A 20,482-nucleotide genomic window follows, 5' to 3' on the forward strand; every position below is an offset into this window, starting at 1 on the left:
CAACAGTCAGAATCGAGCCTTGTCCCTCCTCCTCCCTTCAAGTCCTACCATACAAGCGAGCTTGCTCGCGATGGCGTTTTCAGCCACACCACCTTCCCAATGACCATTCTACGGTCCCTTTCTGCCCAATCACCCCTGGCACCCATCCCGCCTTTTTTTGACGGGATGAGAAGTAGCGCGCAACCGTCTTATAAATGAAACACCGCCCTCGGCTATACTCCCCGCATTTCGAATCGGCTCCGAGGAATGACTGTGAAGAACTGGACGTTACGCCAACGCATTTTGGCGAGCTTTGCGGTAATTATCGCCATCATGTTGCTGATGGTGGTCGTCTCGTATTCGCGGCTGTTGAAGATTGAAAACAGCGAGGCCAGCGTGCGTGAGGACGCTCTGCCAGGGTTGTATTACAGCTCGATGATTCGTGGCGCGTGGTCCGACAGTTATGTACGCATTCAGGCCATGCTCGGCCTGGAGGAAGGGCAGGGCTTCACTGCCGAGGATGCCGCGAGCTTCAAGGGCTACGCCGAGCGGTTGAAAGAGCAGATGGAGCTCTACCGTGGAACGATTGCCGACGAAGAAGACAGGGCCGAGTACACCGCGTTCGAAAAGCTTCACGAGGACTACCACCGGATTCTGGCCGCGGTGATCGAGTTGTATAAACGCAACCAGAACGCCGAGGCCGTCAACATGTTCAAGGGTGAACTGACCCCGACCTGGACAGCGGGTCGAATGAAGGTCAATGACATCCTGCGTCACAACAAGTCTGTGGCGGACGCAGACATCGCGGCCATTGACGATGCAGTGCTCACTGCCAAAGTCATCATGGGTATTTCCCTGGTGATTGCGGTTCTGGCGGCCGCTCTCTGTGGTCTGTTGCTGATGCGCGCCATCATGGCGCCGATGAACCGCATCGTGAAAATCCTCGAAATCATGCGCACCGGCGACCTCAGCAGCCGCCTGAATCTGGAGCGCAAGGACGAATTCGGCGCGGTAGAGACTGGGTTCAACGACATGATGACCGAGCTCACTTCTCTGGTGTCCCAGGCCCAGCGCTCGTCGGTGCAGGTGACCACGTCGGTGACCGAGATCGCCGCGACGTCCAAGCAGCAACAAGCTACCGCCACCGAAACCGCCGCCACCACCACGGAAATCGGCGCGACCTCCCGTGAGATCGCCGCCACTTCCCGGGATCTGGTGCGCACCATGACCGAGGTCTCCACCGCCGCCGATCAGGCTTCCGTGGCTGCCGGTTCCGGTCAGCAAGGCCTGGCACGCATGGAAGAAACCATGCACTCGGTGATGGGCGCGGCCGATCTGGTCAACGCCAAGCTGGCGATACTCAACGAGAAGGCCGGCAACATCAATCAGGTGGTGGTGACCATCGTCAAGGTCGCCGACCAGACCAACCTGTTGTCGCTCAACGCCGCCATCGAGGCCGAGAAGGCCGGGGAATACGGACGCGGTTTTGCCGTGGTCGCCACCGAAGTGCGGCGCCTGGCGGACCAGACCGCTGTCGCCACCTACGACATTGAGCAAATGGTGCGCGAGATCCAGTCGGCGGTGTCGGCCGGGGTCATGGGCATGGACAAGTTCTCCGAAGAGGTGCGTCGCGGGATGTCCGAGGTACAGCAAGTCGGCGAGCAGTTGTCGCAGATCATCCATCAGGTCCAGGCGCTGGCGCCGCGGGTGCTGATGGTCAACGAAGGCATGCAGGCCCAGGCTACCGGCGCCGAGCAGATCAACCATGCGCTGGTGCAGTTGGGTGATGCCAGCAGCCAGACGGTCGAGTCTCTGCGCCAGGCCAGTTTCGCCATCGATGAACTGAGCCAGGTGGCCGTCGGGCTGCGCAGCGGCGTTTCGCGATTCAAAGTCTGATGAGCGAAATCACGGCCAAACGCTCTGCCGTGAAGCAGGCGCTGCATGCCTTGTTTCTGGTGTTTCGCATCGGCAACGAGCGCTATGCCTTGAAGGCTATCGAAGTGGCTGAAGTGCTGCCGTGCCTGCCGTTGAAGCCCATTCCCCATGCCCCCGCCTGGGTCGCCGGGGTGTTCGCCTATCGGGGCACCGTGGTGCCGGTGATCGACTTGAGCGCACTGACCTTTGGCATGCCTGCACAGGCCCGTACCAGCACGCGACTGGTGCTGGTCAACTATCGCCCGGATGAAACCGCCGAGACACAACTGCTCGGGCTGATTCTGGAACAGGCGACTGACACCTTGCGCTGCGATCCGGCGGATTTTCAGCCCTATGGCCTGGACAATCGACAGACGCCTTACCTCGGGCCGGTGCGCAAGGACGAGCGGGGGTTGCTGCAATGGGTGAGGGTCGGCGATCTGCTGGACGATCAGGTGCGCGCATTGTTGTTTCCCACGCCGCCAATGGATCCGGCACTGCTGCAGGAGCGGCCATGAACAGCGACCAGCGTTTTTTCGACTTTCTCAAGGAAACTATCGGACTCGACGTGACCTCGGTAGGGCCTGCGATCATCGAGCGAGCGGTGCGCCAGCGCAGCATCGTTTCGCAAGCAGTGTCGGCCGATGAGTATTGGCACACCTTGCAGGGCTCGCGGGACGAGCAGCAGGCCTTGATCGAGGCGGTGATCGTTCCGGAAACCTGGTTCTTCCGCTATCCGGAGTCCTTCGTCACCCTGGCGAAACTGGCGAGCAAGCGTCTGGCGGAGATCAACAACCTGCGCGCACTGCGAATTCTCAGCCTGCCATGTTCCACGGGCGAAGAACCGTACTCGATCGCCATGGCGTTGCTCGATGCCGGGCTCAAACCGCACCAGTTCAAGGTCGACGGCCTGGATGTCAGCCCGTTGTCAGTGGAAAAAGCCCGTCGTGCGTTGTACGGCAAGAATTCCTTTCGGGGTGACGACATTGCGTTTCGCGACCGTCATTTCATCGCCGAAGGCGAGAGCTATCGCCTCGATCAGCGGGTGCTCGAGCAAGTGCGCCTGCAGGTAGGCAACCTGCTGGATCCGGCCTTGCTGGCCGGTGAACCGCCATTCGATTTCGTGTTTTGTCGCAACCTGCTGATCTACTTCGACCAGCCGACCCAGAAGCTAGTCTTCGAAGTGCTCAAGTGCCTGACCCACGTTGACGGCGTGCTGTTTATCGGCCCGGCCGAAGGCGGTCTGCTGGGGCGTTTGGGGATGCGCTCGATTGGTATCGCACAGTCCTTCGCGTTCAGTCGACAGGGAGCTGCGCTCCCTGATCCCTTGCCGACGTTCGTTCCTGCGCCATTGCCAGTGCCGCAACCGTTGCGCAATCCACTGCCCGCGCCAGTGCGTAGCCGTCCGTTTGACCGGGTTGCGCCGCTGCGGCCTGCGCCTGCAACCTCCAGCTCCGACACTGCCGCGCTGCTGGCCAATATCGCCGTGCTGGCCGATGAAGGTAAAAGCGCCGAGGCGCGAGCGGCGTGTGAAAGCTACTTGCGCAGCCATGAGCCGGTGGCTCAGGTCTTTTACTGGTTGGGACTGCTCAGCGATGTGGCCGGCAATACCCTTGAAGCACAGGGTTTTTACCGCAAGGCGTTGTACCTGGAACCGCAGCATCCTGAAGCGTTGATGCACCTGGCCGGCTTGCTGCAGGCCCAGGGCGACGCGATGGGAGCCAGACGATTGCAGGAGCGTGCCGCCCGCAGCGCACGTTCCGTCGACAGTGAGCGTGAACGATGATCGCCTCCGATACCTTTAGCGTCACCCGGGATGCCCAGGCTATCGACGATTGCTGGAACCGCATTGGTATCCACGGTGACAAGTCCTGTCCGCTGCTCAGCGACCATATTCATTGCCGCAATTGTGCGGTGTATTCGGCGGCTGCCACACGCTTGCTCGATCGTTATGCATTGCAGCAGGAAGATCGCGGGACTGTGTCTGTCTCGGTCGAGAGCGAGGTGAAAACCCGCTCGCTGTTGATGTTCCGTCTGGGTGAGGAGTGGCTGGGGCTTGCGACCCGTAGCCTGGTAGAGGTGGCGCCGTTGCAAGCGATTCACTCGTTGCCGCATCAACGTTCCCGGGCCTTGCTCGGCGTGGCGAATGTACGCGGAGCGCTGGTTGCCTGCCTGTCGCTGGTGGAACTGCTCGGGCTCGACGGCGCCAGCAGCGTGGCCACCGGTGCACGGGTCATGCCACGCATGCTGATCATCGCCGCCGACGGCGGGCCGGTGGTGGTACCGGTGGACGAAGTCGACGGGATTCACACTATCGACGAGCGCATCCTCGATGCCGCATCGCGCTCAGGTGCTCAGGCCAGCGCCAAATACACCCGTGGCGTGTTGCAATTCAAAGGTCGCAGCCTGCGTTGGCTGGATGAAGAGCAGCTGTTGTGCGCCGTGACCCGGAGCCTCACATGACCCCCGAGCAAATGCGCGACGCTTCGTTGCTTGAGCTGTTCAGCCTTGAGGCCGAAGCCCAGACCCAAGTCTTGAGCGCCGGCCTGCTGGCGCTTGAGCGCGATCCGACCCTGGCCGATCAACTTGAATCGTGCATGCGTGCGGCGCACTCGCTCAAGGGCGCGGCGCGGATCGTCGGTGTCGACGCGGGAGTCAGCGTCTCCCATGTGATGGAAGATTGTCTGGTCAGCGCCCAGGAAGGCCGCCTGTTGCTGCGCCCCGAGCATATTGATGCGTTGCTGCAGGGCACCGATCTGCTGATGCGCATTGCCACACCGAGCAACAACCCGGAAGTCGCGGACATCGAGGCCTATGTGGCGTTGATGGCGCAGTTGTTGGACCCTGCGGCCCCGCTGGTTGCGCTTGCCGCACCGGTGATGGCCGGACTTCAGCTCGAAGCGCCTGCGCCGAAGGTCGAGTCGCCGGCGCCTGTCGTCGAACCGCCATCGGCGCCAGCTCCGCGCAAGACCAAACGCACCACCGAAAACGGCGAACGTGTGCTGCGTGTCACCGCCGAGCGTCTGAACAGCCTGCTAGATCTGTCGAGCAAATCCCTGGTGGAAACCCAGCGGCTCAAACCGCACCTGGCGACCATGCAGCGACTCAAGCGCATGCAGAGCAACAGCCTGCGCGCACTGGAGAACCTCAATGTGCATCTCAAGGATCACGCCTTGAGCCTGGAAGCCCAGGAAGCCCTTGAGGATGCGCGGCGTTTGCTCGCGCAATCCCAGCAACTGCTCATGGAAAAGAACGCCGAACTCGACGAGTTCGCCTGGCATGCCAGCCAACGGGCGCAGGTGTTGTACGACACGGCGCTGGCCTGTCGCATGCGGCCCTTTGCCGATGTGCTGACCGGGCAAGTGCGGATGGTCCGGGATCTGGGGCGCGATCTGGGCAAACAGGTGCGCCTGGAGATTGAAGGCGAAAAAACCCAGGTCGATCGCGACGTGCTGGAAAAGCTCGAAGCGCCGCTGACTCACCTGTTGCGCAACGCGGTCGACCACGGCATCGAAACCCCGGAGCAGCGCCTGCTGGCCGGTAAGCCGGCGGAAGGTTTGATTCGCCTGCGCGCGTCCCATCAGGCCGGTCTGCTGGTGCTTGAACTGAGCGACGACGGTAACGGCGTGGACCTGGAAAAGCTCCGTCGCAGCATCGTTGAACGAAATTTGTCCCTCGCAGAAACCGCCGCTCAGTTGAGCGAAGAGGAATTGCTGACGTTCCTGTTCCTGCCAGGTTTCAGTCTGCGCGACAGGGTCACCGAGGTGTCCGGTCGCGGCGTCGGCCTGGATGCGGTGCAGCACATGGTCCGGCAGCTGCGCGGCGCGGTGGTGTTGGAACAGACGGCGGGCGAGGGCAGTCGTTTCCACCTTGAGGTGCCGCTGACCCTGTCGGTGGTGCGCAGCCTGGTGGTGGAAGTCGGCGACGAAGCCTATGCCTTCCCGTTGGCGCACATTGAGCGCATGTGCGACCTGGAGCCGGCGGATATCGTGCAGGTCGAAGGCCGCCAGCATTTCTGGCACGAAGGCCGGCATGTCGGCCTGGTGGCGGCCAGTCAGTTGCTGCAACGTCCGGCCAGCCAGAACAGCGGGCAAACCCTGAAGGTCGTGGTGATTCGCGAGCGCGATGCCATCTACGGCGTGGCCGTGGAGCGGTTCATCGGTGAGCGGACGTTGGTGGTGCTGCCGCTGGATGAGCGTCTGGGCAAGGTACAGGACATTTCCGCCGGGGCTCTGCTCGACGACGGTTCGGTGGTGCTGATCGTCGATGTCGAAGACATGCTGCGTTCGGTGGAAAAACTGCTCAACACCGGTCGCCTGGAGCGCATTGCCCGCCACAGCAATCAGGTGATCGAGGCGGCCCGCAAACGAATTCTGGTGGTGGATGATTCCCTGACCGTGCGAGAGTTGCAGCGCAAGCTGTTGCTCAATCGCGGCTATGATGTGGCGGTTGCGGTGGACGGCATGGATGGCTGGAACGCGCTGCGTTCGGAGGATTTCGATCTGCTGATCACCGACATTGATATGCCGCGCATGGACGGCATCGAACTGGTCACGCTGCTGCGTCGGGACAATCGCCTGCAATCGCTACCGGTAATGGTGGTGTCCTACAAGGATCGTGAAGAGGATCGACGTCGTGGACTGGATGCCGGGGCCGACTATTATCTAGCCAAGGCCAGTTTTCATGACGACGCCTTGCTCGATGCAGTGGTCGAGCTCATCGGAGGAGCACGGGCATGAGGATCGCAATCGTCAATGACATGCCCATGGCGGTGGAAGCCTTGCGCCGTGCCCTGGCATTCGAGCCGGCCCACGAGGTGGTCTGGGTCGCCGGCAATGGTGCCGAGGCGGTGCGCCAGTGTGCGCTGGACACGCCGGACCTGATTCTGATGGACCTGATCATGCCGGTGATGGATGGCGTCGAGGCCACGCGGCGGATCATGGCCGAGACCCCGTGTGCCATCGTCATCGTCACCGTGGATCGCCAGCAGAACGTGCACCGGGTGTTCGAGGCTATGGGCCACGGTGCGCTGGACGTAGTCGACACCCCTGCCCTCGGTGTCGGCAATGCCCAGGAAGCGGCGGCGCCGTTGTTACGCAAGATCTTGAACATCGTCTGGCTGATCGGCGACAAGGGTAACCGCCCACGCCCGGTGCCGGCACCCATGCGCAGTTCGGGCTCACGCCAGGGCCTGATCGCCATTGGCTCATCCGCCGGTGGGCCGGCAGCGCTGGAAGTATTGCTCAAAGGGCTGCCGCGTGATTTCTCTCCGGCCATTGTGCTGGTGCAACACGTTGACCAGGTGTTTGCCGCCGGCATGGCTGAATGGCTCGGCACTGCCAGTGGCCTTGATGTGCGCCTGGCCCAGGAGGGCGAGCCGCCGCAAAGCGGCAGGGTATTGCTGGCCGGCACCAATCACCATATCCGCTTGTTGAAAAACGGCACGCTGGCCTACACCGCCGAACCGGTCAACGAAATCTACCGGCCCTCTATCGATGTGTTCTTCGAGAGCGTGGCCAGTTACTGGAGCGGTGATGCCGTGGGGGTTTTGCTCACTGGCATGGGGCGTGATGGCGCCCAAGGGCTTAAACTCATGCGCCAACAGGGCTACCTGACCATCGCACAAGACCAAAACAGCAGTGCGGTGTATGGCATGCCGAAGGCGGCCGCAGCCATCGACGCTGCCGTGGAGATTCGCCCGCTGGACAAGATAGCGCCACGATTGCTGGAGATTTTCGCCAAATGAGCACCTTTTTCCTCATTCCTGGCTCAGGTAGTACTCAGGTGACTGCACATGACTGAATTACAACTCGACGACTTCAAGACCGACGAAAACGCCGCCATGGTGTTGCTGGTGGACGATCAGGCCATGATCGGCGAAGCCGTGCGTCGCGGCCTGTCGAACGAAGAGAACATTGATTTCCACTTCTGCGCCGACCCGCACCAGGCCATCGCCCACGCGGTGCGCATCAAGCCGACGGTGATCCTGCAGGATCTGGTCATGCCCGGTCTTGACGGTCTGAGCCTGGTGCGCGAATACCGCAATCACCCGGCGACCAAGGACATTCCGATCATCGTTCTGTCGACCAAGGAAGACCCGCTGATCAAGAGCGCGGCCTTTGCGGCCGGGGCCAACGATTATCTGGTCAAGCTGCCGGACAATATCGAACTGGTCGCGCGCATCCGCTATCACTCGCGCTCCTACATGACCCTGCTGCAACGGGATGCGGCGTACCGCGCGTTGCGGGTCAGCCAGCAGCAACTGCTCGACACCAACCTGGTGCTGCAACGCCTGATGAACTCCGATGGCCTGACGGGGTTGTCGAACCGTCGGCACTTTGATGAATACCTGGAACTGGAGTGGCGCCGTTCTCTGCGTGAGCAGAGTCAGTTGTCATTGCTGATGATCGATGTCGACTACTTCAAGGCCTACAACGACAGCTTCGGCCACCTGGAAGGCGATGAAGCCCTGCGCAAGGTCGCCGCGGCGATCAAGGACGCCAGTGCCCGGCCTTCGGACCTCCCGGCCCGTTACGGCGGCGAAGAGTTCGCCCTGGTGCTGCCCAACACCTCCCAGGGCGGTGCACGGTTGGTGGCTGAGAAGCTGCGCCAGACCGTGGCAGCCCTGAAGATCCCGCATAACTCGCCGGCCGAAGGTTCGAGCCTGACCATCAGCATCGGCCTGTCGACGATTACCCCGAAAGCGGGCAGCAACTGCCGCGACCTGATCCTGGCGGCGGACAAGGGGTTGTATCTGGCGAAGAACAATGGGCGCAATCAGGTAGGCATCGGTTGAACAACCTCCCCCTGTAGGAGCGAGCCTGCTCGCGATGGTCGTCAACGATGACGATGGCTATCTGAATAAACGCGGTGCCTGAGCGTTTTTCGCGAGCGAGCTCGCTCCTACAAGGGCTTGGCTTTTCGGCCGGGCGGACTGCCGTTTTCGGCTGTTTCCCGGTATACTCGCCGGCTTTCAAAAGTTCGCCTACGAGTGCTGCCCGTCATGGAAATCAACCCGATCCTGAATACCATCAAGGACCTGTCCGAGCGCTCCGAAACTATTCGGGGGTATCTTTGACTACGATCAAAAGCATGAGCGTCTGACCGAAGTCAACCGCGAGCTTGAAGATCCGAGTGTCTGGAACAAACCTGAATACGCCCAGGAACTGGGTCGCGAGCGCGCTGCGCTGGCGCAGATCGTCGATACCCTGGACGAATTGAACACGGGTCTGGCCGATTGCCGCGACCTGCTGGACATGGCCGTCGAAGAGAACGACGAAGGCGCAGTGGACGATGTCGTCGCCGAGCTGGCCCGTCTCGAGGAAAGTCTGGCCAAGCTGGAATTCCGCCGCATGTTCAGCCACGAAATGGACCCGAACAACGCCTACCTGGACATCCAGGCCGGTTCCGGCGGCACCGAAGCCCAGGACTGGGCCAATATCCTGCTGCGGATGTACCTGCGCTGGGCCGACAAGCGCGGCTTCGACGCGACCATCATGGAGCTGTCCGCCGGTGAAGTCGCCGGGATCAAGGGCGCGACCGTGCACATCAAGGGTGAATACGCGTTTGGCTGGTTGCGAACCGAGATCGGCGTGCACCGTCTGGTGCGCAAGAGCCCGTTCGACTCCGGCAACCGTCGCCACACCTCTTTCTCGGCGGTGTTCGTCTCCCCCGAGATCGATGACAAGGTGGAAATCGAAATCAACCCGGCAGACTTGCGGATCGACACCTATCGTTCCTCCGGTGCCGGTGGTCAGCACGTAAACACCACCGACTCGGCCGTACGTATCACCCACGTACCGACCAACACCGTGGTCAGCTGCCAGAACGAACGTTCCCAGCACGCCAACAAGGACACCGCCATGAAAATGCTGCGGGCCAAGTTGTACGAGCAGGAAATGCAGAAGCGCAACGCGGCGTCCCAGGCGCTGGAAGACACCAAGTCCGATATCGGCTGGGGTCATCAGATCCGTTCGTACGTGCTCGATGCCTCGCGCATCAAGGATCTGCGCACCAACATCGAACGCAGCGACTGCGACAAGGTGCTCGACGGCGACATCGACGAATACCTGGAAGCGAGCCTGAAGTCCGGGCTGTAAGCAATGCAATACAGGATCGGCTGACCCGGCGCGATCCTTGTAGGAGCCAGCTTGCTGGCGATCCCCAGGCCGCAGGCCTGGGGGCAACGAACCTGTGATGGAATATTTAAAGACATGAGCGACCTAGATCTCGACCCGCAAGCCCTGCAACAGGAAGAAAACTCCCTGATCGCCCTGCGCAAGGAAAAGCTTGCTGCCGAGCGCGCCAAGGGCAATGCCTTCCCGAACGACTTCCGCCGCGAAAACTACTGCGAACAACTGCAGAAACAGTACGCGGACAAGACCAAGGAAGAGCTGGCAGAGGCTGCGATCCCGGTCAAGGTTGCCGGTCGTATCATGCTCAACCGTGGCTCGTTCATGGTGATCCAGGACATGACCGGTCGTATCCAGGTCTACGTCAACCGCAAGACCCTGTCCGAAGAAACCCTGGCCGCGGTGAAAACCTGGGACATGGGCGACATCATTGCCGCCGAAGGCACCCTGGCCCGTTCCGGCAAGGGCGACCTGTACGTCGAAATGACCAGCGTGCGCCTGCTGACCAAATCCCTGCGCCCGCTGCCGGACAAGCACCACGGCCTGACCGACACCGAACAGCGCTATCGCCAGCGTTACGTCGACCTGATCGTCAACGAAGACGTGCGCCAGACGTTCCGCGTGCGTTCGCAAGTCATCGCCCACATCCGCAGCTTCCTGATGAAGCGTGACTTCCTGGAAGTGGAAACGCCGATGCTGCAGACCATTCCAGGCGGCGCGGCAGCCAAGCCGTTCGAAACCCACCACAACGCGCTGGATATGGAAATGTTCTTGCGCATTGCGCCTGAGCTGTACCTCAAGCGGCTTGTTGTTGGCGGCTTCGAGAAAGTGTTCGAGATCAACCGCAACTTCCGTAACGAAGGCGTTTCGACTCGTCACAACCCTGAATTCACCATGTTGGAGTTCTACCAGGCCTACGCCGACTACGAAGACAACATGGACCTGACCGAAGAACTGTTCCGTGAGCTGGCACAGTTGGTTCTGGGCAGCACCGACGTGCCATACGGCGAGAAGGTGTTCCACTTCGGCGAGCCGTTCGTGCGTCTGTCGGTGTTCGACTCGATCCTCAAGTACAACCCTGAGCTGACCGCCGATGATCTGAACGACATCGACAAGGCTCGCGCCATCGCCAAGAAGGCCGGCGCCAAGGTGCTGGGCTTCGAAGGCCTGGGCAAGCTGCAGGTGATGATTTTCGAAGAGCTGGTCGAGCACAAGCTGGAGCAGCCGCACTTCATTACCCAGTACCCGTTCGAAGTGTCGCCGCTGGCCCGTCGTAACGACGACAACCCGAACGTCACCGACCGTTTCGAACTGTTCATCGGTGGTCGTGAAATCGCCAACGCCTACTCCGAGTTGAACGACGCGGAAGACCAGGCCGAGCGCTTCATGGCCCAGGTGGCCGACAAGGATGCCGGCGACGACGAAGCCATGCACTACGACGCCGACTTCGTTCGTGCGCTGGAGTACGGCATGCCGCCAACGGCGGGTGAAGGCATCGGTATCGACCGTCTGGTGATGCTGCTGACCAACTCCCCGTCGATTCGCGACGTGATCCTGTTCCCGCACATGCGGCCGCAAGCGTAAGTGTTTCAAATAAAAAGCCGCCTTTGAGGCGGCTTTTTATTGCCTGTCTGGTACAAACGTATCAACTTGTTAGTTTCATTTGAGAGGAAATACCTGTCGTGATTCGTGCAATAGCTCAAGAAGGTGCAGCGGGTATCGCCACTGCGGTCGCTGAAAGCGTTCAGTACCAGGGCCGCAAGGCCAGCCGACAGGGCAGTGAGCAGCGTCGACAGGACATTCTCGACGCAGCCATGCGCATTGTCGTGCGTGACGGCGTGCGTGCCGTCCGACACCGCGCAGTGGCCGCCGAGGCACAAGTGCCGTTGTCGGCCACCACTTATTATTTCAAGGATATCGATGACCTGCTCACCGATACCTTCGCCCAATACGTGGAACGCAGTGCGGCGTACATGGGCAAGCTGTGGGTGAACAATGAGGGCCTGCTGCGCGAGATGATCGACAGTGGCGACGGCAGCCCGCAGGCGCGCTCGAAACTGGCGGACGACATTGCGCGGCTGATGACCGATTACGTTCACCGGCAATTGGTCAATCGTCGCGAACATTTGATGGCCGAGCAGGCGTTCCGTCAGGAGGCGTTGCTCAACCCGCGCCTGGCCGAACTGGTGCGCTCGCATCAGCAGATCCTGTTGCAGGGCTCTTGCCAGCTGTTCCAGGTATTGGGCTCGCGCGAGCCGCATCAGGATGCCAAGATGTTGACGGCGATTATCGGCCGGATGGAATATCAGGGCCTGCTCAACGTAGACGAGCCTGCCGCCGAAGAGGAAATGCTCGGCATCCTGACGCGCTACATGCACCTGGTGCTGGCGTCGGTGTAGTCCGGCTGGCTCCGACAGGGGAAGGTGTCCACTTCAGGGCGGCGTATGTTCATAGGGAGTATTGAATGAAAGCCTGGCGTGTCGTTGTGATCGCCTTGTCGTTCCTGCTGCTCAGTGGCTGTCTGGTGACCTTCAAGGAACCGCTGCCCACGAGCGAGCCCGCGCCCAAAGGGTTGCTCGGCAAGTGGACCAGCACCAGCGCCTGGGGCGAGCCCGTCAATCTGGAGTTGACCCGCATCGCCGACAATCGCTACCAGGCAGTCAGCTACTTCAAGGCCAAACCCAAGGAGCGTGAAGCCTACCCCTTTACCGTGTCGCGCCATGGCAACCGTTGGTACTTGTCGGCGAAGGTGCCGGCGCAGTTCGGCGGGTATTTCATCATCGGCGGCTTCGAGCTGACCGACCAGCGTGAACTGGTGCTGTACAACCTCGACCCCGAACAGATCAACCAGGCGCTGAAGCAAAACGCCCTGAGCGGAGAAGCGTTTCAGACTGACGACGGCGCAGGCGTGCTGATCAACAGCTCCATGGATCAAGTCGCCGCCTACCTCGACGACCCGGCCAATTCCGATGTGTTCGTCGAAGCCGTACGCTACCAGCGTCAGGCCAAAGCCAAATAAGCAGCACAATCAGGTTTCTACAGGAGTTTCGGGTGGACGATTACCAACAGTCGATACGCATTTTGTCCGATCGCATCGTGCTCGCGCAGACGCCGATCCGCGTCCTCGATGCGGTCAAGTGGGACGACAACATCCGTAAGGGCTTCCTCAAGGCCAAAGGCAAGGAAATGCCGGCGGTGGACCGCGACTACTACCTCAACCGGCCGCTGGCGTTCGACTCCAGCAAAGTGAAGCTGGAGTTCCAGAACATCGAGCGCGACATCACCCGCCAGCTCGGCCAGTTCAACCCGGTCGGCCAGATCATGCGTCGCATGTGCAAGGAATACCGCATGGTGGTGCGCATGCTCGAAGCGCGCGGCACCGAGGATTTCGGCCTGATCTCGCAGGAATTGTACGGTGCCGCCTCCGACGCGTTCCACGCCGGCGACCCGACGCTGTCCGACCTGGGCATGATGTTGTCCGAATACCTGAACAACATCGACGGCCGTGGCGACCTCAAGGATGAGCCGAAGACGCTGACGGCCAAGGATGCGGTCGAACTGTTGCAGCATCGCTTGAACAAGGTATTTGGCGAAGCCGAGGAAACCATCCGGGTGTTCGAGTCCGACGGCATCGTCGCCGATGCGGCGGCCGGCGCCGACTACATCAAGATCCGCTCCGATGCGATGTTCAATCAGCGCGATGTGCGCGCCCTGGAGGTCCACGAAGGGCTGGTGCATGTCGGCACTACCCTCAATGGTCTGAACCAGCCGATCTGCACCTTCCTCTCCAAGGGGCCGCCCTCGTCAACGGTGACCCAGGAAGGCCTGGCGATCCTGATGGAAATCATCACCTTCGCCTCGTACCCCAGTCGCCTGCGCAAACTGACCAACCGCACGCGGGCCATTCATATGGTGGAGGAGGGTGCCGACTTCCTGCAGGTGTTCGAGTTCTTCCGCGAGCAAGGCTTCGAAATGCCCGAGAGCTACAGCAACGCCAGTCGCGTTTTCCGCGGCTCGGTGCCGACAGGTCTGCCATTTACCAAAGACTTGTCCTACCTCAAGGGCTTCATCATGATTTACAACTACATTCAACTGGCCGTGCGTAAAGGCAAGCTGGAGCAGATACCGCTGTTGTTCTGCGGCAAGACCACTCTGGAAGACATGCGTACCTTGCGCCAGTTGGTGGATGAAGGTCTGGTGGTTCCGCCCAAGTACCTGCCGGAACAGTTCCGCGACATGAACGCGCTGTCGGCGTGGATGTGCTTCTCCAACTTCCTCAACCACCTGAGCCTGGACCGGATCGAGGCGGATTACTCGAACATCTTGTGAACAAAGAATTCCCCTGTGGGATTGTGTTCCAATCCATTATTTCGCGAGGTTTCAACGGATGAGAATCCTCGGCATCGTCTGCCTTCTCCTGGCCCTGAGCGGTTGCAGCTCCTTGCTGTTTTATCCCGAACCCGGCCAGTTGTTCACGCCGGAAAAGGCCGGGCTCGAATACCGCACCGTCACATTGAACACCGCCGATGGTCTCAAGCTGAACGCGTGGTGGCTGCCGGTGAAGCCGGGTGTCGAGGTCAAAGGCACGGTGCTGCACCTGCACGGTAACGGCGGCAATCTGCCAATGCATCTGGGCGGGAGTTGGTGGTTGCCGGAACAGGGCTATCAAGTGCTGCTGGTTGACTATCGCGGTTATGGCTTGTCCGAAGGCAAACCGAGCCTGCCGGCGATCTATCAGGACATCGATGCGGCGTTCAAATGGCTCGACCAGGCCCCCGAGGTCAAGGGCAAGCCGCTGATCCTGCTCGGCCAAAGCCTTGGCGGTTCAATGGCTGTCCATTATCTCGTTCAACACCCCGAGCGGCAGAAACAACTCAAGGCGTTCGTCCTCGACGGCGTGCCCGCCAGTTATCGCAGTGTCGGCCGGTATGCGCTGAGTAATTCATGGGTGTTCTGGACGTTCCAGGTGCCGTTGTCGTGGCTGGTGCCGGACGGCGACAGCGCGATCAACTCCATGACGCAACTCAAGGACGTGCCGAAACTGATCTACCACAGCATCGACGATCCGATCGTGCCTCTTTCCAACGGCATCCGACTGTATCAAGCTGCGCCGCCGCCGCGGGTGCTGCAACTGACCCGTGGCGGTCATGTGCAGACGTTCGCCGACCCGGTCTGGCGCAAGGTCATGCTGCGTTATCTCGATGACCCGCAACATTTCAACGGCCTGCGCCGCCTGGGTGAAATCCCCAACCACCCGGCGCCCCCGAATTCAGAAGATGAACCACCAGAGAGTCCGCAATGAGTGAAGAACGCAACGCCATCCCGCTGATCATCACCGGTATCTGCAGCATCCTCGGCACCGTCGGTGCCCTGTGGTGGTACGGCTACCTGCACTTCGCCAAGCCCGAGGATGCGTTGCTGCTCAGCGACTTCACCATGCTCAAGACCGTGCCGGGCGAGGACTACAAAGTTTCCCTTGCGCCGGCGGCCCAAGTGGCCCAGTGCATCGATGGCGTGCTGGTGCTGTTCGACACCGAACAGAAAGGCCTGACAGGCGTGCTGGTCGACAGCAAGAAAAAAGCCGTGCGCTGCATGGGGCAGGAGACGCCGCAGAAGCTGGAGCCGTAAACCGGTTCTAACTCACAACACAGATCCAATGTGGGAGCGGGCTTGCTCGCTCCCACATTGGTTTGTGTTGTGGATTACTGGGTGTATGAACTCACCGCCGAACGCGGCATTACCGGCTGATTGTCATTGGAGATGGTCACCTCCACCCGACGGTTCATCGCCCGGCCCGAAGTGCTGCTGTTATCCGCCACCGGATATTCCTTGCCGTAACCCTGGGCAACGATACGCGCAGGATCGACGCCCATCTTCACCAGTGCCGCACGCACGGAACCCGCGCGACGTTCCGACAGCGACTGGTTGTGCGACGCCGTACCGGTGCTGTCGGTATAGCCCTCGACAATCACTTTGCGCTCAGGGTTTTCCTGTAGGTACTGCGCCAGTTTGTTGATGTTCGCCAAGCCATTGGAGTTCAGCTCGGCCTTGTCGGTGGCGAACAGCACATCACCGAAGGTCACCAGTGTCCCGCGATCGGTCTGCCTGGCGTTGAGGCTGTCCTTCAACTGTTTGATCTGCTGATCACGGGCGTCAAGGCGCGCCTGAGCCCGTTGCGCCGAGGTATCTTTCAGGCTGGCCTCGGCGGTGCGCAGGGCGATGGTCTGCTTGGCCACTTCGACGCGCTGGTTGGTCAAATAGGCAAGCTGGTCGATCGTGGCCACGTCCTCCTTGTCCCTGTAGGCCTTATCGGCCATGTCCAGATAGTCGCTGGCTTCCTTGGTTTCCAGGGCCGCAACCTTGGCCGCTTGCGGATCGGATTGCAGGCCAGTGTAGTTGGTGCGGGCCTGTTCGAGGTTGGCGTTCGGTGGTGTGGAGCAGGCTGCCAGGGTTACGGTGGCAGCCAGCAGGGCAGGGATCATCAATTGAATGGATTTCATGATTTCGTCCTTTTAGTCGAGTGGGAATGCGTGGTGCCGCGCCGCTTACTGAACGGTGCGCTGGCTTTCCTGGCGCAATTCCTGAACGCCTTTCTGCGCGTCCTTCACTGATTGTTCAGCCTTCATCGCCTGGGCCTTGCGCTCGGCCACGCGAGCGTCCCACTCGGCCTGTTCGGCGAGCATACGGGCCTGGTCGTATTTTTTGTCGTGCATGGCGATTTCGGCTTGCTTGAGCTTGTCTTGGGCCGACTTCATTTCCACGGCGGCGAACTCGGTGCCGCCGGCGCTCACGGCGTCGTTGACGGCCGATTGGGTGACCGCGTACTGCTCGGTCGGCGGGTTGCCGGCGCAGCCAGCCAGGACCAGGCTGCTGCCCAGGGCCAGCGCCGCCAGTTTGAGGCTACGCGAACAGGTGAATGAGGGGCTTGCGATTCGGGTTTTCATGGTCTTCAACTCCATTGGGCCAGTTCCTGAAAAACGTCGAAGTCCACCCTGGGCAGGGCGTTGAAACCATCAATTGCGGGGTATTTTGAAACGCTCGTCCCAGGTGTGGTTACTTGGGTTGACCCGAGGCTTTTTTTGAAAGTTCAGAGAATTTAGCCGGCTATCGAAAAACCTGGATCGAGTCGACAGCGCCTTATAGGGCAGGACAAGCGCAATTTTTTGAATTGGCACACGGGCTAATGTGGGAGCGAGCAAGCCCGCTCCCACAAGTTCTGTGGAAAATCAGTGTTTCTGTTTGTCGTCGGGCACCGACAAATCGTGCAAATGCCGACGGGACAGCGCGAGAAAGCGCGGGGTCGGCCCAATGTCTTCGTACAGCGGATCGCCTTCTTCATCGGTGGCGACCACAGTTGTGCCCTTGACGTACGGGAAGCTTCTTTCCAGCTCTTCCAGTGCGGCGCCGATCAGATCGCCGAGCAGTTCTTCAGGATGCCGCTTGGGATACATCTCGACGAGCGCGGCCAGGCGTGCGGCAGACTCCACGTCCAGATGAATCGAGTAGCCGGTGTCGGTCAGGCGGCCTTTGGCGTTTTCTTCCCAGTGGTGGGCAAGTTCGCGGATTTTCATATTGACCTCATTGCGCTCCCGCTCGTGGCAGGCAGGGTGAGTGTCCGGCATTGGCCGGCGACAACCGTTGTACGGCTTACCGTTCAGACTAGCTTCAACAGGCAAGGTTTAAAGGCCCTTCGTCGTCTTGCTTGTAAGAACCTGTCTGGGGCGGCACTCTCTTGTTCCTTAGCCGCCCGGATTTTTTGCTGGAGACCTGCTGATGACCGATATTGATGCACGCTTGCGCGAGGACGTTCACCTGTTGGGTGAGCTGTTGGGCAACACCATTCGTGAGCAATATGGCGACGGTTTTCTCGACAAGATCGAGCAGATCCGCAAGGGCGCCAAGGCTGACCGGCGCGGCTCCATGGATGCCGAGCTCAGTGCCAGCCTCAATCAGCTGAGCGAAGACGAACTGCTACCGGTGGCGCGGGCGTTCAACCAGTTCCTCAACCTGGCCAACATCGCCGAGCAATATCAGTTGATTCACCGGCGCGAGGAATCCCGGGAGGCGCCGTTCGAAGCCCGAGTGCTGCCGGAGTTGCTCGCGCGCCTGCGCGCCGAAGGGCATGGCGCCGACGCGTTGGCCCGGCAACTGGGTCGGCTTGAGATCGAGCTGGTACTCACGGCGCACCCTACTGAAGTAGCACGCCGCACACTGATCCAGAAGTACGACGCCATCGCCGCGCAGCTGGCGGCTCAGGATCACCGTGACCTGACCAGCACCGAGCGCGAGCAGATCAAGACCACCTTGCAACGCCTGATCGCCGAAGCCTGGCACACCGAGGAGATCCGCCGCACGCGCCCGACGCCGGTGGACGAAGCCAAGTGGGGTTTCGCGGTGATCGAGCATTCGCTGTGGCAGGCCATCCCCAACTATCTGCGCAGGGCCGATCAGGCCCTGTACGCCGCCACCGGCCTGCGCCTGCCATTGGAGGCGGCACCGATCCGCTTTGCCTCGTGGATGGGCGGCGACCGTGACGGCAACCCGAACGTGACGGCGGCGGTGACCCGAGAGGTATTACTGTTGGCGCGCTGGATGGCGGCCGATTTGTACCTGCGCGATGTCGATCGCCTGGCCGCTGAGCTGTCGATGCAACAGGCCAGCGATGAATTGAAGGCCAGGGCGGGAGACAGCGCCGAGCCGTACCGGGCAGTGCTCAAACACTTGCGCGAACGCCTGCGGGCAACGCGTAACTGGGCACATGCCGCCTTGTCGACGTCCGCGCCGGCACCGATCGATGTGCTGCAGGACAACCGCGAACTGCTCGATCCACTGGAGCTTTGCTACCGCTCCCTGCACGAGTGCGGCATGGGCGTGATCGCCGATGGGCCGTTGCTTGATTGCCTGCGTCGGGCAGTGACATTCGGTCTGTTCCTGGTTCGTCTGGATGTACGCCAGGACTCGTCGCGGCACACCGCCGCGATGACCGAAATCACCGACTACCTCGGCCTGGGACGCTACGAGGACTGGAGCGAGGAGGAGCGCATCGCCTTCCTGATGCGCGAATTGAGCAATCGTCGGCCCTTGTTGCCGACGTATTTCAAACCCTGCGCCGACACTGCCGAAGTGCTGGCGACCTGCCGGGAAATCGCCGCTGCGCCGCCGGCATCCCTCGGTTCCTATGTGATTTCCATGGCCGGTGCGGCTTCCGATGTACTCGCCGTGCAATTGCTGCTCAAAGAGTCCGGCGTGTTGCGGCCGATGCGTGTGGTACCGCTGTTCGAAACCCTGGCAGACCTCGACAACGCGGGTCCGGTGATCGAGAAGCTGCTGCTGTTGCCGGGCTATCGCGCACGCCTGCAAGGGCCGCAGGAAGTGATGATCGGCTACTCCGACTCGGCCAAGGACGCCGGCACCACCGCGGCGGCCTGGGCGCAGTACCGGGCGCAAGAGCGATTGGTGGATATCTGCCGCTCGCACGACGTAGAGCTGCTGTTGTTCCACGGTCGCGGTGGCACTGTGGGGCGCGGCGGCGGCCCGGCCCACGCGGCGATCCTGTCGCAGCCACCGGGTTCGGTGGCGGGGCGTTTCCGCACCACCGAACAGGGCGAAATGATTCGATTCAAATTCGGCCTGCCGGACATCGCCGAGCAAAACCTCAATCTGTACCTGGCCGCCGTGCTTGAGGCGACCTTGCTGCCTCCGCCGCCACCTACGCCCGAGTGGCGCCATTTGATGGACGAGTTGGCCGCAGACGGTGTCAGCGCCTACCGCGCTGTGGTGCGGGAAAACCCGCAGTTCGTTGAGTATTTCCGCCAGTCCACGCCGGAACAGGAACTCGGTCGTTTGCCGCTGGGCAGTCGTCCGGCCAAGCGCCGGGCTGGGGGGATCGAAAGCCTGCGGGCGATCCCGTGGATTTTCGGCTGGACCCAGACGCGCCTGATGCTGCCGGCCTGGTTGGGTTGGGAAGCGGCCCTGAGCAAGGCGCTGGAGCGTGGCGAAGGCGAGCTGCTGGGGCAAATGCGCGAGCAGTGGCCGTTCTTCCGCACCCGCATCGACATGCTGGAAATGGTCCTGGCCAAGGCCGATGCCGACATTGCACAGTCCTACGATGAGCGTCTGGTTGAGCCGAATCTGCTGCCATTGGGTGCGCACTTACGCGACCTATTGTCGCAGGCGTGCACCATCGTTCTCGGCCTGACCGGGCAGTCGCAGCTGCTGGCACATAGCCCAGCGACCCTTGAGTTCATCCGCTTGCGCAATACCTACCTCGACCCGCTTCATCTATTGCAGGCCGAGTTGCTGGCCCGTTCTAGAGTGCAGGACGTGGCGCAGGGCAGCCCGGTAGAACAGGCCTTGCTGGTGTCTGTGGCGGGGATTGCCGCCGGTTTGCGCAACACCGGCTAAGGTCTTTGCCATGGGATCAGGCATCCGGCAGGTGAGCCGGATGCCGCCATTTA

General features: G+C 61.2%; 17 protein-coding genes and 1 pseudogene. 15 read left to right on the forward strand and 3 right to left on the reverse strand.

The window, feature by feature from the left end; translation table 11 throughout:
• Nucleotides 1-252: 252 nt before the first annotated feature.
• The 14 genes and pseudogenes from AC3WTM_RS15845 to AC3WTM_RS15910 all read left to right on the forward strand — a co-directional run bounded on the left by AC3WTM_RS15845 (nt 253) and on the right by AC3WTM_RS15910 (nt 15,653).
• Entirely contained in the window at nt 253-1,875 is a 1,623-nt protein-coding gene (locus tag AC3WTM_RS15845) for a methyl-accepting chemotaxis protein (RefSeq protein ID WP_102669794.1), read from the forward strand.
• Nucleotides 1,875-2,411 (forward strand): chemotaxis protein CheW, encoded by a 537-nt coding sequence (locus AC3WTM_RS15850; RefSeq protein WP_102669795.1) that lies wholly within the window; start codon nt 1,875-1,877, stop codon nt 2,409-2,411. The genes AC3WTM_RS15845 and AC3WTM_RS15850 overlap by 1 nt, the downstream gene beginning before the upstream one ends.
• On the forward strand, nt 2,408-3,679 hold the full coding sequence (locus tag AC3WTM_RS15855; RefSeq protein WP_102669796.1) for a CheR family methyltransferase: 1,272 nt from the start codon (nt 2,408-2,410) through the stop codon (nt 3,677-3,679). Before AC3WTM_RS15850 ends, AC3WTM_RS15855 begins: the two co-directional genes overlap by 4 nt.
• Complete coding sequence (locus tag AC3WTM_RS15860; protein WP_102669797.1) at nt 3,676-4,356, forward strand: chemotaxis protein CheW; 681 nt, start codon at nt 3,676-3,678, stop codon at nt 4,354-4,356. Before AC3WTM_RS15855 ends, AC3WTM_RS15860 begins: the two co-directional genes overlap by 4 nt.
• Nucleotides 4,353-6,632, forward strand: a complete 2,280-nt coding sequence (locus AC3WTM_RS15865; RefSeq protein WP_102669798.1) for a hybrid sensor histidine kinase/response regulator — start codon at nt 4,353-4,355, stop codon at nt 6,630-6,632. Before AC3WTM_RS15860 ends, AC3WTM_RS15865 begins: the two co-directional genes overlap by 4 nt.
• A complete protein-coding gene (locus AC3WTM_RS15870) occupies nt 6,629-7,639 on the forward strand; it encodes a chemotaxis response regulator protein-glutamate methylesterase (RefSeq protein ID WP_102669799.1) in 1,011 nt (336 codons plus the stop codon). Before AC3WTM_RS15865 ends, AC3WTM_RS15870 begins: the two co-directional genes overlap by 4 nt.
• Nucleotides 7,640-7,687: 48 nt before the next feature.
• A pseudogene (locus tag AC3WTM_RS15875) lies at nt 7,688-8,771 on the forward strand (diguanylate cyclase domain-containing protein).
• 125 nt (nt 8,772-8,896) lie between these two features.
• Nucleotides 8,897-9,992 (forward strand): peptide chain release factor 2 gene (prfB, locus tag AC3WTM_RS15880; protein ID WP_095965010.1). Its coding sequence is split into 2 segments (ribosomal slippage): nt 8,897-8,968 and nt 8,970-9,992, totalling 1,095 coding nucleotides; the frame shifts between segments, so codons are not numbered across the junction.
• 114 nt (nt 9,993-10,106) lie between these two features.
• The gene (gene lysS / locus AC3WTM_RS15885; RefSeq protein WP_102669801.1) at nt 10,107-11,609 is read left to right on the forward strand and encodes a lysine--tRNA ligase; all 1,503 of its coding nucleotides are present in this window, start codon (nt 10,107-10,109) and stop codon (nt 11,607-11,609) included.
• A 98-nt stretch (nt 11,610-11,707) separates the two neighbouring features.
• Nucleotides 11,708-12,424 (forward strand): TetR/AcrR family transcriptional regulator, encoded by a 717-nt coding sequence (locus tag AC3WTM_RS15890; RefSeq protein WP_102669802.1) that lies wholly within the window; start codon nt 11,708-11,710, stop codon nt 12,422-12,424.
• 65 nt (nt 12,425-12,489) lie between these two features.
• Nucleotides 12,490-13,044, forward strand: a complete 555-nt coding sequence (locus tag AC3WTM_RS15895) for a hypothetical protein (protein ID WP_090453338.1) — start codon at nt 12,490-12,492, stop codon at nt 13,042-13,044.
• A 32-nt stretch (nt 13,045-13,076) separates the two neighbouring features.
• Nucleotides 13,077-14,354: a flavohemoglobin expression-modulating QEGLA motif protein gene (locus tag AC3WTM_RS15900; protein ID WP_102669803.1), complete on the forward strand. Its 1,278-nt coding sequence runs from the start codon at nt 13,077-13,079 to the stop codon at nt 14,352-14,354.
• A 58-nt stretch (nt 14,355-14,412) separates the two neighbouring features.
• On the forward strand, nt 14,413-15,327 hold the full coding sequence (locus AC3WTM_RS15905) for an alpha/beta hydrolase (protein ID WP_102669804.1): 915 nt from the start codon (nt 14,413-14,415) through the stop codon (nt 15,325-15,327).
• Complete coding sequence (locus AC3WTM_RS15910; protein ID WP_102669805.1) at nt 15,324-15,653, forward strand: PA3694 family proteiin; 330 nt, start codon at nt 15,324-15,326, stop codon at nt 15,651-15,653. The genes AC3WTM_RS15905 and AC3WTM_RS15910 overlap by 4 nt, the downstream gene beginning before the upstream one ends.
• 74 nt (nt 15,654-15,727) lie before the next feature.
• Here AC3WTM_RS15910 and lptF read toward each other — a convergent pair whose 3' ends face one another.
• The 3 genes from lptF to AC3WTM_RS15925 form a co-directional block, all read right to left on the reverse strand.
• The gene (gene lptF / locus AC3WTM_RS15915; protein ID WP_102669806.1) at nt 15,728-16,525 is read right to left on the reverse strand and encodes a lipotoxin F family OmpA-related lipoprotein LptF; all 798 of its coding nucleotides are present in this window, start codon (nt 16,523-16,525) and stop codon (nt 15,728-15,730) included.
• 45 nt (nt 16,526-16,570) lie between these two features.
• Nucleotides 16,571-16,984 carry a DUF4398 domain-containing protein gene (locus tag AC3WTM_RS15920; protein WP_102669807.1) on the reverse strand — a complete coding sequence of 138 codons (414 nt, stop codon included), beginning with the start codon at nt 16,982-16,984 and terminating at the stop codon, nt 16,571-16,573.
• A gap of 267 nt (nt 16,985-17,251) precedes the next feature.
• Complete coding sequence (locus AC3WTM_RS15925) at nt 17,252-17,596, reverse strand: hypothetical protein (RefSeq protein WP_008051389.1); 345 nt, start codon at nt 17,594-17,596, stop codon at nt 17,252-17,254.
• A 202-nt stretch (nt 17,597-17,798) separates the two neighbouring features.
• On the opposite strand from AC3WTM_RS15925, the gene ppc reads away from it, so the two are divergent.
• On the forward strand, nt 17,799-20,429 hold the full coding sequence (gene ppc, locus AC3WTM_RS15930; RefSeq protein ID WP_102669808.1) for a phosphoenolpyruvate carboxylase: 2,631 nt from the start codon (nt 17,799-17,801) through the stop codon (nt 20,427-20,429).
• Nucleotides 20,430-20,482 lie beyond the last annotated feature (53 nt).

The organism is Pseudomonas sp. EU05-FHT14B02 (genome assembly GCF_058791055.1).

Bases quoted from the DNA above. Each gene is read 5' to 3' on its own strand.
- ppc (WP_102669808.1), top strand. From the start codon at position 17,799: ATGACCGATATTGATGCACGCTTGCGCGAGGACGTTCACCTGTTGGGT.
- AC3WTM_RS15905 (WP_102669804.1), top strand. From the start codon at position 14,413: ATGAGAATCCTCGGCATCGTCTGCCTTCTCCTGGCCCTGAGCGGTTGC.
- AC3WTM_RS15870 (WP_102669799.1), top strand. From the start codon at position 6,629: ATGAGGATCGCAATCGTCAATGACATGCCCATGGCGGTGGAAGCCTTG.
- AC3WTM_RS15925 (WP_008051389.1), bottom strand. From the start codon at position 17,596: ATGAAAATCCGCGAACTTGCCCACCACTGGGAAGAAAACGCCAAAGGC.
- AC3WTM_RS15920 (WP_102669807.1), bottom strand. From the start codon at position 16,984: ATGGAGTTGAAGACCATGAAAACCCGAATCGCAAGCCCCTCATTCACC.
- lptF (WP_102669806.1), bottom strand. From the start codon at position 16,525: ATGAAATCCATTCAATTGATGATCCCTGCCCTGCTGGCTGCCACCGTA.
- AC3WTM_RS15910 (WP_102669805.1), top strand. From the start codon at position 15,324: ATGAGTGAAGAACGCAACGCCATCCCGCTGATCATCACCGGTATCTGC.
- AC3WTM_RS15895 (WP_090453338.1), top strand. From the start codon at position 12,490: ATGAAAGCCTGGCGTGTCGTTGTGATCGCCTTGTCGTTCCTGCTGCTC.
- AC3WTM_RS15865 (WP_102669798.1), top strand. From the start codon at position 4,353: ATGACCCCCGAGCAAATGCGCGACGCTTCGTTGCTTGAGCTGTTCAGC.
- AC3WTM_RS15850 (WP_102669795.1), top strand. From the start codon at position 1,875: ATGAGCGAAATCACGGCCAAACGCTCTGCCGTGAAGCAGGCGCTGCAT.
- AC3WTM_RS15860 (WP_102669797.1), top strand. From the start codon at position 3,676: ATGATCGCCTCCGATACCTTTAGCGTCACCCGGGATGCCCAGGCTATC.
- lysS (WP_102669801.1), top strand. From the start codon at position 10,107: ATGAGCGACCTAGATCTCGACCCGCAAGCCCTGCAACAGGAAGAAAAC.
- AC3WTM_RS15855 (WP_102669796.1), top strand. From the start codon at position 2,408: ATGAACAGCGACCAGCGTTTTTTCGACTTTCTCAAGGAAACTATCGGA.